The sequence below is a fragment of the Kitasatospora sp. NPDC101108 genome (assembly GCF_055584725.1).
In genome coordinates, this window is record NZ_JBVJLM010000027.1 from 46229 (window position 1) to 58823 (window position 12595).

The 12595-nt window shown below is 73.2% G+C and carries 14 protein-coding genes; 4 read left to right on the forward strand and 10 right to left on the reverse strand.

The annotated features are described in order from the left end of the window. Nucleotides 1-244: 244 nt before the first annotated feature. From uvrB to zapE, 5 genes are read right to left on the reverse strand one after another with little or no spacing between them, the layout of a single operon-like run. Nucleotides 245-2335, reverse strand: coding sequence for an excinuclease ABC subunit UvrB (uvrB, locus tag ACZ6Z8_RS34720; protein WP_465613992.1), 2091 nt, complete (start codon nt 2333-2335; stop codon nt 245-247). A 44-nt stretch (nt 2336-2379) separates the two neighbouring features. Continuing rightward, entirely contained in the window at nt 2380-2688 is a 309-nt protein-coding gene (locus ACZ6Z8_RS34725; RefSeq protein ID WP_465613993.1) for a helix-turn-helix domain-containing protein, read from the reverse strand. Then, nucleotides 2685-3065 carry a type II toxin-antitoxin system RelE/ParE family toxin gene (locus tag ACZ6Z8_RS34730; RefSeq protein ID WP_465613994.1) on the reverse strand — a complete coding sequence of 127 codons (381 nt, stop codon included), beginning with the start codon at nt 3063-3065 and terminating at the stop codon, nt 2685-2687. Before ACZ6Z8_RS34730 ends, ACZ6Z8_RS34725 begins: the two co-directional genes overlap by 4 nt. A gap of 57 nt (nt 3066-3122) precedes the next feature. After that, on the reverse strand, nt 3123-3587 hold the full coding sequence (locus ACZ6Z8_RS34735) for a hypothetical protein (protein WP_465613995.1): 465 nt from the start codon (nt 3585-3587) through the stop codon (nt 3123-3125). A 3-nt stretch (nt 3588-3590) separates the two neighbouring features. Beyond that, complete coding sequence (zapE, locus tag ACZ6Z8_RS34740) at nt 3591-4673, reverse strand: cell division protein ZapE (protein ID WP_465613996.1); 1083 nt, start codon at nt 4671-4673, stop codon at nt 3591-3593. A 74-nt stretch (nt 4674-4747) separates the two neighbouring features. On the opposite strand from zapE, the gene ACZ6Z8_RS34745 reads away from it, so the two are divergent. The 4 genes from ACZ6Z8_RS34745 to msrB all read left to right on the forward strand — a co-directional run bounded on the left by ACZ6Z8_RS34745 (nt 4748) and on the right by msrB (nt 8000). Further along, nucleotides 4748-5539: a pyrimidine reductase family protein gene (locus ACZ6Z8_RS34745; protein WP_465613997.1), complete on the forward strand. Its 792-nt coding sequence runs from the start codon at nt 4748-4750 to the stop codon at nt 5537-5539. 51 nt (nt 5540-5590) lie between these two features. Further along, nucleotides 5591-6052 (forward strand): indole-3-glycerol phosphate synthase, encoded by a 462-nt coding sequence (locus tag ACZ6Z8_RS34750; protein ID WP_465613998.1) that lies wholly within the window; start codon nt 5591-5593, stop codon nt 6050-6052. Nucleotides 6053-6184: 132 nt separating this feature from the next. Beyond that, the gene (murC, locus tag ACZ6Z8_RS34755) at nt 6185-7573 is read left to right on the forward strand and encodes a UDP-N-acetylmuramate--L-alanine ligase (protein WP_465614024.1); all 1389 of its coding nucleotides are present in this window, start codon (nt 6185-6187) and stop codon (nt 7571-7573) included. A 22-nt stretch (nt 7574-7595) separates the two neighbouring features. Beyond that, complete coding sequence (msrB, locus tag ACZ6Z8_RS34760; protein WP_402821055.1) at nt 7596-8000, forward strand: peptide-methionine (R)-S-oxide reductase MsrB; 405 nt, start codon at nt 7596-7598, stop codon at nt 7998-8000. A gap of 71 nt (nt 8001-8071) precedes the next feature. Here the strand turns inward: msrB and ACZ6Z8_RS34765 are convergent, their stop codons facing one another. The 5 genes from ACZ6Z8_RS34765 to ACZ6Z8_RS34785 all read right to left on the reverse strand — a co-directional run bounded on the left by ACZ6Z8_RS34765 (nt 8072) and on the right by ACZ6Z8_RS34785 (nt 12572). Next, the gene (locus tag ACZ6Z8_RS34765; RefSeq protein WP_465613999.1) at nt 8072-9265 is read right to left on the reverse strand and encodes a cytochrome P450; all 1194 of its coding nucleotides are present in this window, start codon (nt 9263-9265) and stop codon (nt 8072-8074) included. Continuing rightward, the gene (locus tag ACZ6Z8_RS34770; protein WP_465614000.1) at nt 9262-9822 is read right to left on the reverse strand and encodes a GTP-binding protein; all 561 of its coding nucleotides are present in this window, start codon (nt 9820-9822) and stop codon (nt 9262-9264) included. The genes ACZ6Z8_RS34765 and ACZ6Z8_RS34770 overlap by 4 nt, the downstream gene beginning before the upstream one ends. Nucleotides 9823-9907: 85 nt before the next feature. Continuing rightward, a complete protein-coding gene (locus ACZ6Z8_RS34775) occupies nt 9908-10270 on the reverse strand; it encodes a DUF742 domain-containing protein (protein WP_030288251.1) in 363 nt (120 codons plus the stop codon). Then, on the reverse strand, nt 10267-10743 hold the full coding sequence (locus ACZ6Z8_RS34780) for a roadblock/LC7 domain-containing protein (protein ID WP_465614001.1): 477 nt from the start codon (nt 10741-10743) through the stop codon (nt 10267-10269). The genes ACZ6Z8_RS34775 and ACZ6Z8_RS34780 overlap by 4 nt, the downstream gene beginning before the upstream one ends. Continuing rightward, nucleotides 10740-12572 (reverse strand): ATP-binding protein, encoded by a 1833-nt coding sequence (locus ACZ6Z8_RS34785; RefSeq protein WP_465614002.1) that lies wholly within the window; start codon nt 12570-12572, stop codon nt 10740-10742. Before ACZ6Z8_RS34785 ends, ACZ6Z8_RS34780 begins: the two co-directional genes overlap by 4 nt. Nucleotides 12573-12595 lie beyond the last annotated feature (23 nt).

Sequence of the window (12595 nt, forward strand, 5' to 3'; positions counted from 1 at the left end):
TTGTCCTCTCTGCCGGCCACGCGGTCGCTGCCGCACGGCTCCCCGGTGGAACACCCCGTCGCCGTCCCCCGGCTGAGGCCCCCTCTACTGACGGCCCGCATCCCCGGTCCGGGGGCGCGATGCCGCAGGCCAGCCTAGGGCCTGCGGCACCCGCGACTCCTCCGGGTTACCCGCTTTGTGGCAAGGCTGAGACACCGCAGGCCTTGACCGGTGCCGAACCGGCCAAGCCCGGCACCCGAGGAAGCTACGCCACCCCCGCCTCCCGCATCTGCCGCAGCTCCTTCTTCAGCTCCTTCACCTCGTCGCGCAGCCGGGCCGCGACCTCGAACTGGAGGTCGGCGGCCGCCGTGTGCATCCGGTCGGTCATCTCCTGGATCAGCTCCGCCAGCTCCGCGGCCGGCAGCGACTTGGCCGGCTTGCGCTCCGCGCCCAGCATCGGCACCGGGGCCTTGCCCTTCCCCTGGCCCCGGTAGCCGGTGGAGAGCAGCTCGTCGGTGTCCACGTCCTCGCGGGCGAGGGTGTCCAGGATGTCGCCGATCTTCTTCCGCAGCGGCTGCGGGTCGATCCCGTGCTCCTTGTTGTAGGCCTGCTGCACGGCCCGGCGGCGGTTGGTCTCGTCGATCGCCTTCTCCATCGACGGGGTGATCCGGTCCGCGTACATGTGCACCTGGCCGGAGACGTTGCGGGCGGCACGGCCGATCGTCTGGATGAGCGAGGTGCCGGAACGCAGGAAGCCCTCCTTGTCGGCGTCCAGGATCGCCACCAGCGACACCTCGGGCAGGTCCAGGCCCTCACGCAGCAGGTTGATGCCGACCAGCACGTCGAAGCGACCCGCGCGCAGCTCGCGCAGCAGCTCGACGCGGCGCAGGGTGTCCACGTCGCTGTGCAGGTACCGGACCCGGATGTCCAGGCCGAGCATGTAGTCGGTGAGGTCCTCCGCCATCTTCTTGGTCAGCGTGGTGACCAGGACGCGCTCGTCCCGCTCGACCCGCTTGCGGACCTCGTGCACCAGGTCGTCGATCTGGCCCTCGGTCGGCTTGACGATCACCTCGGGGTCGATCAGACCGGTCGGGCGGATGATCTGCTCGACCTGGCCGTCGCCGCGCGACAGCTCGTACGGGCCCGGCGTCGCCGACAGGTACACCGTCTGACCGATCCGGCCGAGGAACTCCTCCCACTTCAGCGGGCGGTTGTCCATCGCCGACGGCAGCCGGAAGCCGTGCTCGACCAGGGTGCGCTTGCGCGAGGCGTCGCCCTCGTACATCGCGCCGATCTGCGGGACGGTGACGTGCGACTCGTCGATGACCAGGAGGAAGTCCTCCGGGAAGTAGTCCAGCAGGGTGTTCGGCGGGGAGCCGGGCTCGCGGCCGTCGAAGTGCATCGAGTAGTTCTCGACGCCCGAGCAGGTGCCGATCTGGCGCAGCATCTCGATGTCGTAGGTGGTGCGCATGCGCAGCCGCTGGGCCTCCAGCAGCTTGCCCTGCTTCTCCAGCTTGCCGAGCGTCTGCTCCAGCTCCTGCTCGATGCCGGTGATCGCCCGCTCCATGCGCTCGGGGCCGGCCACGTAGTGCGAGGCGGGGAAGACGTAGATCTGCTCGTCCTGGCTGATGATCTCGCCGGTGAGCGGGTGGAGGGTGTAGAGCGACTCGATCTCGTCGCCGAACATCTCGATCCGGACGGCGAGCTCCTCGTAGACCGGGAAGATCTCGATGGTGTCGCCGCGGACCCGGAAGGTGCCGCGGGTGAAGGCCACGTCGTTGCGCGCGTACTGGATGTCGACGAAGCGGCGCAGCAGCACGTCGCGGTCGATCTCCTGGCCGACCTTGAGCGGGACCATCCGGTCCACGTACTCCTGCGGGGTACCGAGGCCGTAGATGCAGGAGACGGAAGCGACCACGACCACGTCGCGGCGGGTGAGCAGCGAGTTGGTCGCGGAGTGGCGCAGCCGCTCGACCTCCTCGTTGATCGAGGAGTCCTTCTCGATGTAGGTGTCCGTCTGCGGGACGTACGCCTCGGGCTGGTAGTAGTCGTAGTACGAGACGAAGTACTCGACCGCGTTGTTCGGCAGCAGCTCGCGGAACTCGTTCGCCAGCTGCGCGGCCAGCGTCTTGTTCGGCGCCATCACCAGGGTGGGCCGCTGCAGCTTCTCGATCATCCAGGCCGTGGTGGCCGACTTGCCGGTACCGGTGGCACCGAGCAGCACGACGTCCTTCTCCCCTCCCCGGATGCGCCGCTCCAGCTCGGCGATCGCCGCCGGCTGGTCACCGTTCGGCTGGAAGGGACTGACGACCTCGAAGGGCGCCACGGACCGCTCAATACTCGTGATGGGACGCACGCCTCCACCGTACGACCCCCGACTGACAACCGGGGCCGCTCCGGTCAGGCCGCGTGCGCCTCGAACCTTATGGCGGGCTCGCGGGCGGGGTCGATGCGCACGGCCGCGTCGAAGGCGGCGGCGAGCAGCTCGATCAGCGGGAGGGTCGGGTCGACCCCGCTCTCCTCGATGCTCTCGACGGTCTCCTCGTCCAGCCCGGCCCGCTCGGCGAGTTCGGCGAGCGTCCACCCGAGTGCGGAGCGGCGGGCGTACACGGCTTCGGCCAGCGCCATCCGCCGCCCGGCCGCCCGGTACTCCTCACTCTCGCGGTGCTCCGGCGGCACGCCCCAACGGGTGTGGTAGCCGCTGCTCATCGCTGCTCCTCGTCCCTGTCGTAGACCTGGTGGTCGGCGGCCGGTACGTGCTCGGCCTCGCAGACCTTCTGGGCCCGGTGGGCCCGCTCGACCTCGTCGGTCTCGCGGTTCCTAGTCTTGCGGAAGACCGTCAGCAGTACAGCCCGCCGCCCGGGGGCGAGCCAATAGGTGAGCCGCGTCGGCCCGATCCGCAGCTCTCGCACCGGGCCGCCGAGGTGGCTGGCCAGTGGGAAGGGCAGCAGCTCGCCGTCCTCGGCGAGGCGATCGGCGGCGCGCTCGGCCGCACGGTACTCGGTGAGCGAGCAGCCGCGAAGCCACTCGCGGACCTCGGGCTCGATCTCGATCTCGTACTTTCCCCGGGCCTCACCACCGGCCATGCGCCACCCCTTCGCTCCGCCAGGAGGCAACGAGTGGCCGGGCCGGAGGTCACGGGCTCAGGCCGAGGAGCAGCGGACGCAGGCGGGGTACCAGGCCAGGGGGGTGAGGATGCGGTGGTGGCGGCAGGTGGCGGCCGTGACCTCGGTGGGGTCGGCGGGTGGGCCGGGGGTGGGGTGGAGGGCGGTGAGGAGGCGGCGGAGGGCGTGGAGGTGGTCCTCGGCGTACGGGGGGTGGTAACCGAGTTCGTCCCACCGGTGGTGGGTGAGGGCGAGGTCGACGACGGCGAGGGCGAAGGCGCGGCCGCGTTCCGGGTCGGGGCCCCAGTCGAGTTCGTCGAGATCGAGGCCGACCATGCCGCGGCCCATCAGGTTCTGGTCCTGGCGGGCGAGCTCGGCGGCGAAGGCGTGGTCCCAGTCCTCCCGGGCGAGGGCGGTGACCGCGAGCATCAGCACCTCGACCAGCACCTCGGTGGCACCGTTGCACAGGTCCAGCTCGTGGCCGCCGCCCTGGAAGACGTTCACCCGCTACTTGGCGCTGTCGCGGGCGAGGGCGACCAGGCGGGATATGGCGCGCAGGTACTTCTTGCGGTAGCCGCCGCGCAGCATGTCCTCGGGGAAGACCTGGTCGAAGGGCAGGCCGGAGGCGGTGATGGGCAGCTCGCGGTCGTACATCCGGTCGGCGAGGACGACCAGGCGCAGCGCGGTGGACTGGTCGTCGACCTGGCGCACGCCGCGCAGGCAGACGGCGGTGACGTCGTCGAGCAGCGCGCCGTAGCGGCTGGGGTGGACGGCGGAGAGGTGGCCGAGGAGGGCGTCGAAGTCGTCCAGGGAGGCGCCGGGGGTGCGGGCGGCGACGGCCTCGACGGTGTCGTCGGCGTACGGCGGCGGGGCGTCGGGCAGGCCGCGGTGGCGGTAGTCCTGGCCGTCGATCCGCATCGGGCGGAAGTGCGCGGACAGGCCCTGGATCTCGCGCAGGAAGTCGGCGGCGGCGAAGCGGCCCTCGCCGAGCTTCTCCGGCAGGGTGTTCGAGGTGGCGCACAGCTTGACGCCGTTCTCGACCAGCCGGCCGAGCAGGGTGGAGACCAGCACGGTGTCGCCCGGGTCGTCGAGCTCGAACTCGTCGATGCACAGCAGGGTGTGCCCGGAGAGGGTCTGGACGGCCTGCTGGAAGCCGAGCGCGCCGACCAGGTTGGTCAGCTCGACGAAGGTGCCGAAGGCCTTGGGGCCGGGGGCGGCGTGCCAGAGCGAGGCGAGCAGGTGGGTCTTGCCGACGCCGTAGCCGCCGTCGAGGTAGACCCCGGCCGGGCCGGTGGGCGCGGGGGCGGAGCGGCGGAACCAGCTGCGCTTGGGCGCAGAACCGTTTCCTCCGCCGAGGGTGCCGGCGAACTGCTCCAGGACCTGGACCGCCTCGTACTGGCTGGGCTGGGTCGGGTCCGGGATGTACGTCCCGAAGCTCACGTCGGCGAACCGGGGCGGCGGGACCATCTCGGCGACCAGCCGCTCGGCGGGCACGACGGGGCGGCGGTCGGTGAGCGCGATCGGGTCGCCGGCCGGGCTCGCGGCGGCTATCGGATCGGTCGCGGTGGCGGGGCGGGAGGCTGCGGGCACGGTAGTAGAGGGTACGCCTGCCGGTGACCGCCCTCGAAACGCCTCCGAACGGCCCTCGGTGGAACACTGAGGACATGCAACAGTTGATCAGCCCGCTGGGCGCTCCGGTCGCCGATCCGTCCGATCTGGAATCGCTCGCCGCCGTCTACGCGTACCCCGACCAGGTGAATCGGGGGCGCCCGTGGCTGCGCGCCAACATGGTGTCCGGGCTGGACGGCGGTGCACGGCTCGACGGCCTGTCGGAGGGCCTGTCCAGCGACGCGGACAAGCGGATCTTCGGTGTGCTGCGCGCCCTGTCGGACGTGGTGCTGGTGGGCGCCGAGACGGTCCGGGCGGAGGGCTACCGGCCGGCCCGGGCCCGTCGGGAGTTCGCCGCCGCACGGGCGGCGGCGGGGCAGTCCCCGGCCCCGGCGATCGCGATCGTGAGCCGTTCGCTGGACTTCGACCTGAGCGCGCCGCTGTTCACGGAGCCGCTGGTCAGGACGGTGGTGATCACCGTCGAGGACGCCGCCGAGGAGCGTCGCCGGGAGGTCGCCGAGGTGGCCGACGTGGTGCTCGCCGGGCGCGGCTCGGTGGACCTGCGGGCCGGGGTGGCGGCCCTGGTGGAGCGGGGCTGGACGCGCCTGCTGACCGAGGGCGGACCGCGGCTGCTGGGGCAGCTGGCGGCGGCGGACCTGCTGGACGAGCTGTGCCTGTCGCTGGCCCCGCTGGTCACGGGAGGCGACGCGCCGCGCATCCTCCACCGTGCGGAAATGCCTGACGTGCAGCGGATGCGGCTGGTCTCATTGATCGAGCAGAAAGGATTCCTCTTCACCCGCTACCTGCGTCACCTGGGTTCGGATGACCCCGTGACCCCCCGATCGTGATCCCGTTATGCGATGCCGGGGCCCGGGGGCCGGCCACTGGAAGGGACTCACGTGTTCAAGACGGTACTGATGATCGAAAAGGCTCTCTCGGACGCGGACGTGGAGCTCGTCACGACGCTCCACAGCGACGAGAAGGTGTCCTTCGTCGTCCTGATGCAGCCGCGCGGCAAGCAGGACGAACTGCTACGGGCGCTCGACGACGTCGCCCTCGGCCACCTCGACAAGGTGGTGCACGAGCACGACGAGTCCGAGAGCGGCCCGACCGTCGCCAGCGAGTCGTTGGAGCACAGCCTGCGCCACCTGCGCGCGGCCGGTGCCGAGGCGATCGGCGAACTGGTCGAGGAGAAGCCGCTGGACCGGCTGCGCGCGGCGGTCGAGGAACACCGGGCCGACGAGGTGGTGGTGCTCACCTCACCGCACTTCGTGGAGGAGTTCTTCCACCGCGACTGGGCCTCCCAGGCCCGGCACAAGGTGGGGGTGCCGGTGCTGAGGCTGTTCGCCAGCGACTCCTGACCTCTCGCGCCCGTGGTGCAGAATCGTCCTTGCGGTCCGCCGCGAGGACGGTTCGCGCATCGCGAGGACCCACCTGTGCCCACCCAGCCCCCGCCCGTACGGAGCCCTGCCTTGAACGACGCCGCGCACGACCTGCACGCCCCGCACTTCATCGGCATCGGCGGCGCCGGGATGTCCGGCCTGGCGAAGATCCTCGCAGTGCGCGGTGCCAGCGTCTCCGGCAGCGACTCCAAGGAGTCCGAGACCGTCCTCGCGCTGCGCGCCCTCGGCGCGACCGTGCACGTCGGCCACGCCGCCGAGCACGTGCCGGACGGCGCCAGCAGCATCGTGGTCTCCAGCGCGATCCGCGCCGACAACCCCGAGCTGGTCTCGGCCCGCGAGCGCGGTATCCCGGTGGTGCACCGCTCCGACGCGCTGGCCGCGCTGATGGGCGGCCGCCGGGCGCTGGCGGTGGCCGGCACCCACGGCAAGACCACCACCACCAGCATGCTCGCCGTCGCCCTCGGCGAGCTGGGCCTCGACCCGTCCTACGCGATCGGCGGCGACCTCGACGCCCCCGGCTCCAACGCCCAGCACGGCACCGGCGAGATCTTCGTCGCCGAGGCCGACGAGAGCGACCGCAGCTTCCACAAGTACGCGCCCGAGGTGGCGATCGTGCTCAACGTGGAGCTGGACCACCACGCCAACTACGCCTCGATCGACGAGATCTACGAGTCCTTCGAGACCTTCGTCGGCCGGATCACCCCCGGCGGCACCCTGGTCGTCTCCGCCGACCACGACGGCGCCCGCGAGCTCACCTCCCGAGTGGCCGGCCGCGAGGGCCTCCACGTGGTGACCGTCGGCGCCGCCGAGGACGCCGACCTGCGCGTCCTCTCGGTCGTCGCCCGCGGCATGACCAGCGAGGTCACCGTGCTGCTGGACGGCGCCGAGCTGACCTTCACCGTCTCGGTGCCCGGCCGGCACTACGCCCACAACGCCGTGGCCGCGCTGGCCGCCGGCGTCGCGCTGGGCGTCCCGGCCGCCGACCTGGCCAAGGCGCTCGGCGCCTACACCGGAGTGCGCCGCCGCCTGCAGCTCAAGGGCGAGGCGGCCGGCGTCCAGGTGATCGACTCCTACGCCCACCACCCCACCGAGATGACCGCCGACCTGGAGGCCATCCGCGAGGGCCTGGAGGGCGAGGGCCGCGTCCTGGTGGTCTTCCAGCCGCACCTGTTCAGCCGCACCCAGCAGCTCGCCGAGGAGATGGGCCGGGCGCTGGCGCTGGCCGACGCCTCCGTGGTGCTGGACATCTACCCGGCCCGCGAGGACCCGATCCCGGGCGTGACCAGCGAGCTGATCATCGACGCCGCCCGCCGGGCCGGCGCCGACGTCACCGCCGAGCACGACTTCGCCGCCGCGCCCGCCCTGCTGGCCGGCCTGGCCCGCCCGGGCGACCTGCTGCTCACCATGGGCGCGGGCGACGTCACCAACCTCGGGCCCGAAATTCTCAAGCACCTCGCGAACGTTGCCTCCAAGGTCTGACGTACGCCGAGCGGGAGTCGTGATGAGCTACGAGATCGAGAAGACCGAGGCCGAGTGGCGCGCCCAGCTCAGCCCCGAGGAGTACCACGTGCTCCGCGAGGCGGGCACCGAGCGCCCCTTCGTCGGCGAGTACACCGACACCAAGACGGTCGGCGTCTACAGCTGCCGCGCCTGCGGGGCGGAGCTGTTCAGCTCCGAGACCAAGTTCGACAGCCACTGCGGCTGGCCGTCCTACTACGCGCCGCTGGCCGAGGACCGGGTCGAGTACATCGAGGACACCTCGCTCGGCATGCGCCGGGTCGAGGTGCGCTGCGCCCGCTGCGGCGGACACCTGGGGCACGTCTTCGAGGGCGAGGGCTACGGCACCCCGACCGACCAGCGCTACTGCATCAACAGCATCTCGCTGACGCTGAAGCCGGCCGAGTAGCAGGGACCGCGGAGGGCCCGGACGACGATCGCTGGAAACCGGCTCGTCGCCCGGGCCTTCCGGCTGTCCGGCTACTCGGCCAGCGGCGCGAAGCGGACCGGGAGGTGGACCAGGGCGCGGTGGAACGGGCCGGGGCGCCAGAGCAACTCCCCTGCCGGGGTAGCCAGTTCGAGGTCGCTGAGGCGGCTGGTGAGCTGTTCGATGGCGGTGATGGCGATCAGCAGGGCCGGGTCCCGGGCGGGGCAGGCGTGCGGGCCGGCCGCCCAGGCCAGGTGGGCGCTCTCGCCGCTGCGCAGTTCGCCGCCGTCGGTGGGCGGCGCGGCCTGGGAGTTGGCGGCCGCGTACGAGACCAGCACCAGGGAGCCCGCCTTGATCTCGCGGCCGTGGAAGGTGACGTCGTAGCGCGGGTAGTGGGCCGAGAGGTTGGCCATCGGCGGCTCGTGCCACAGCACCTCGTCGATCGCCTGGTGGGCGGTCATCGCGCCGCCGAACAGCGAGCCGGCGTAACGGGCGTCGGTGAGCAGGCGCAGCAGCGCGTTGCCGATCAGGTTGGTGGTCGGCTCGTGCCCGGCGATCAGGGTCAGGGTGATCTGCCGGATCACCTCGTCGTCGTCCAGCCCGACCGGGTGGGTGACGAACCAGGAGGCGAGGTCGTGCCGGGGGCGCTCGCGGCGCTCGGCGACCATCGCGGTGACCACCGCGACGAGTTCGCCGTACGCGGCGCCGGCCCGGGCGGTGGACTCGATCAGGCCGGTGATCGCGGCCACCACCTCGGCGTGCTGCTCCTCGGGCACGCCGAACCAGGTGGTGAGCACGAAGGCGGGCAGCTGGCGGGCGTACTCGGCGATCAGATCGGCGTGGCCGGCGGTGGCGAAGCGGTCGATCAGCTGGTGGGCGGCGTCGGCGACCTGGCGCTGCAGCCGGTGCGGTTCGAACAGGGCGAGGCCGTCGGTGATCACCGCGCGGTAGCGGGCGTGCGTCGCGCCGTCGCTGAACAGGGCGGTGGGGCGGTAGCCGAGCACCGGCAGCAGCGGGGAGTCCGGCGGGACGGTCGCCTGCCAGGCGCGGGAGTCCTTGGAGAAGGTGTCGGTGTCGCGCAGCAGGTCCAGGGCGGCCTGGTAGTCGGTGACCAGCAGGGCCTCGACGCCGGGGGCGATCTCCACCGGGGCGACCGCGCCGTGGCGGCGCAGCCGCTCGTACACCAGTTGCGGGTCGGCGGCGAAGACCGGGCCGTAGATCGGGGTCGGTCGGGTCTCGACGGTCACGGGCGCTCCCGGAGGTCGGTGGAGGCGGCGGGCAGGGTGTCGAGGACGTGCTCGGCCAGGGCGATCAGCGCGTCGAGGCTGCTCCCGCGCTCGCGCGCGTCGCACAGCAGCAGCGGGGTCGCGGCGTGCAGGTCCAGGTGGGCGCGCAGCACCTCGGTCGGGTGGTCCGGGGAGTCCGGGAAGCGGTTGACGGCGACGGCGTACGGCAGGCCCTGCTCCTCGACCATGTCCATGATCTCGAAGGAGTCGGCCAGCCGGCGGGTGTCGGCGAGCACCAGGGCGCCCAGAGCACCGCGGGCGATGTCCTGCCAGAGCGGGAAGAAGCGGCGCTGGCCGGGGGTGCCGAACATGTAGAGCACCGTGTTGCCGGGCAGGGTGAGCCGCCCGAAGTCCACCGCGACGGTGGTGGTGGACTTCTCCGGCAGTCCGGCCAGGTCGTCCACCGGCCGTCCGGTCTCGGTCATCGCCTCCTCGGTGTGCAGGGTGGCGATCTCGGAGAGGGTGCGGATGAGGGTGGTCTTGCCGACCCCGAACGGGCCGGCGACCAGCAGTTTCATCAGCGTCTGGTCCCGGTCGGGCAGGTAGCCGACCCGGCTGGGCCGGTCATTCGGCCAGTCAGGTCGGCCAGGCAGGTCATCCGGGCTACCGGAGGGCACGGAGTCCAACGAGGAGCCTCTCGACGATGGAGCGGTCGGTCTGCTGGGCGCGCGGGATCGGTGCGCGGGCGTGCAGGCAGCCCGCCTCGACCAGGTCGGCCGCGAGGAAGACGGTGGCGCTGACCGGCAGGCGCAGGTGCGCGGCGGCCTCCACCACGGTCAGTGCGCCGGGGCGCAGCAGTTCCCAGAGCCGACGGTGTTCGGGTTCGAGTTCGGTCGGCGGTTCGGCGCGGTCGGCCCGGTCCGCGAACAGGACGGTCAGCCGCTCGAAGCCTTCGGTGCCGGGGCGGCTGCGCCCGCCGGTGGCGAGGTAGGCGGGCACCATCCGCCTGCGGGGGACGGCGGTCATGACCCGGGGGTGGCGCCCGGGGCTCCGGCGCTCCGCGCCCCGGCGGCCGGCACCCCGCCGGCCTGCTGCCGGGAGGGGCTGGCGAGCGCGCGGCCCAGCGCGGCGACCTGGAGCTGCATCTGGTAGGCCACGTTGCCGAGTTGGGCGTCCGGCGCGGTGAACACGGCGAGCGAGGTGTTCTCCCCGGCGGGGACGACGATCGCGTAGCCGAGGTCGGACTCCACCACCGTCTGGGCCAGCCGCGGCCGCTCGGTGTCGGTGAACGCGGTCGTGAAGGCGCGGGCCGCGGCGTGCACGGTGGCCGTCATCGCGGCGACCCGCTCGGCGGAGGCCCGGCCGAGGCCGTCGGAGGCGCCCTCGACGAGGCCGTCACCGGTGGCGACCACCGCGTGCAGCACCCCCGGCAGCTCCAGCAGCGGGTTCAGCACCCAGGAGATCTCGTCGGTGGCGGTCGGGCTGGGCGAGCTGCTCACTGCTCGGCTCCTTCTAAGGTCGGTCCGGTGATGTGCTCACCGGTCTCGCGGCCGGCGGTGTTGTCGCCGGTGCTGACGCTCTCGTCGGTGCCGGTGGCCCGCGCGTCGACGGCCTGCGCCGCGGCTGCCCGGCCGGAGTCGGTGCCCCGTTGCAGCGCCTGCCAGTGGGCGGCGGCCTGCTCGGGGCTGCGGACGTACGGCGCGGGCTGCTTCCCCGGAGTGCTCCCCGGTCCCGCCTCCGCGCCCACGCCCGTGCCCGCGCCGGACCCCGGCTCCTCGGCCGTGAGCGGACGGCGGCGGCGCCGGCTGGGCAGTCCGCTGCCGTCCCCGCCCTGGACGGCGCCCGCGTCCGGGTCGGGCACGACGTGGATGGCCGCCGCCGGGGGCGGGCCGGGCTGGTGGTGGCGGTCGGCGAGCAGCGGCCCGTCCTGCTCGTCGGCGTCGCGCATCGGCGGGACGGCCGCGACGGCGGGCGCCTGCGCCGGGCCGGTGCCGGCCCGCAGCGGCAGCGGGGTGAGCACCGACAGCTGCTGCTCGTCGTCCACCACCGTCACCAGTGCGGCCGGGATGCGCAGGATGGTCCGCATGCCGCCGTAGGGCGAGGGCTCGATGTGGCAGGCGAAGCCGTACTGGCGGGCCAGCTTGCCGACCACCGCGAAGCCGGTCTTGGGCGGGTTGCCGAGCTCGGTGAGCAGCACGTCCGGCGGGCCGGCCAGCAGTCGGCGGGCCCGGCGCAGCTGGTCCTCGTCCATGCCGATGCCGCTGTCGTCGATGATCACCAGCGCGCCGCGGCCGCCCTGCTGGACGGTGACCGGGACGTCCGTCTCCGGGTGGGAGTATGCGGTGGCGTTGGCGAGCAGTTCGGCGATGGCGATGGCGATCGGCTCGGCGGCCCGGGCGACGACGGCCAACCGCTGCTCGCGCAGGTGGTTGGCGACCTTGATCCGGGCGTAACCGGGCACCCGGGAGAGCGCCCCGACGACCACCTCGGCGAGCGGGGAGTCGGTCCGGGCCAGGCCCGGCCAGGCCTCGCAGAGCACGGCGACGGTCTGGATCCGGCGCAGCGCGACCTCGTTGCGGAAGTCGACCTCCAGCAGCCGGGGGTCGTCGTTGTCGTGCTGGAGCTGCTGGAGCAGGCTCTGGATCTGGTACAGCAGGGTCTGGATCCGGGAGGTGGCGCCGCGCATGGCGGCCCGGGCGGCGGCGTCGACCCGCTCGCGCTCGTCGGCGAGGGCGGCGGTGGTGGCGTCCAGGACGGACTGCAGCGCCCGGACGCCCTCGGGGCCGACGGCCTGCGCGTCCAGCGGGCCGACCAGCGGGGCGTTGGCGTGGGTCAGCCGCACGGCGGTGGCGGCGACCCGCTCCTGGGCGAGGTGGCCGATCTCGGCGAGCAGCGCGGTGACGTGCCGCTCGGCGGCGGCGAGCCGGGCCTCGGCCTCCTCGGCGCGGGCAGTCGCCGCCTCGGCCAGGTCGGTCGCCTCGGCGGCCCGGGCGTTCGCTTCGGCCGCGCGGGCCTCCGCCTCGGCGGCCCGGGCGTTCGCCGCCTCGCCCTGCTGCTCGGCGTCACCGACGGCCCGGCGGGCCTCCCGGGTGCGCTCCTCGGCCCGTCGGGTCTGCTCGGCGGACTGCCGGGCGTATTCCCGGGCCTCGGCCGATGCCTGTTCGGCCAGGGCGAGTCGGGCCTCCACGGCGCGGGCCTGCTGCTCGCCGCGACCGAGGGCGGCCTCGGCGGCCGTCGCCCGGGCGACGGCCCTGGCCCGGCCGAGGGCGAGCACGACCGTGGCCGCGGCGGCGACCAGCGCCAGGGCGATCAGCGCGATCTGCGTCATCGGAGTCCTCGGGTGTTCTCGCT

What these genes read in the sequence shown, in the direction of transcription:
- ACZ6Z8_RS34725 (WP_465613993.1), bottom strand. Translation starts at nt 2,688, where the DNA reads ATGAGCAGCGGCTACCACACCCGTTGGGGCGTGCCGCCGGAGCACCGC.
- ACZ6Z8_RS34730 (WP_465613994.1), bottom strand. Translation starts at nt 3,065, where the DNA reads ATGGCCGGTGGTGAGGCCCGGGGAAAGTACGAGATCGAGATCGAGCCC.
- ACZ6Z8_RS34745 (WP_465613997.1), top strand. Translation starts at nt 4,748, where the DNA reads ATGCAACAGTTGATCAGCCCGCTGGGCGCTCCGGTCGCCGATCCGTCC.
- msrB (WP_402821055.1), top strand. Translation starts at nt 7,596, where the DNA reads ATGAGCTACGAGATCGAGAAGACCGAGGCCGAGTGGCGCGCCCAGCTC.
- ACZ6Z8_RS34770 (WP_465614000.1), bottom strand. Translation starts at nt 9,822, where the DNA reads ATGAAACTGCTGGTCGCCGGCCCGTTCGGGGTCGGCAAGACCACCCTC.
- ACZ6Z8_RS34775 (WP_030288251.1), bottom strand. Translation starts at nt 10,270, where the DNA reads ATGACCGCCGTCCCCCGCAGGCGGATGGTGCCCGCCTACCTCGCCACC.
- ACZ6Z8_RS34785 (WP_465614002.1), bottom strand. Translation starts at nt 12,572, where the DNA reads ATGACGCAGATCGCGCTGATCGCCCTGGCGCTGGTCGCCGCCGCGGCC.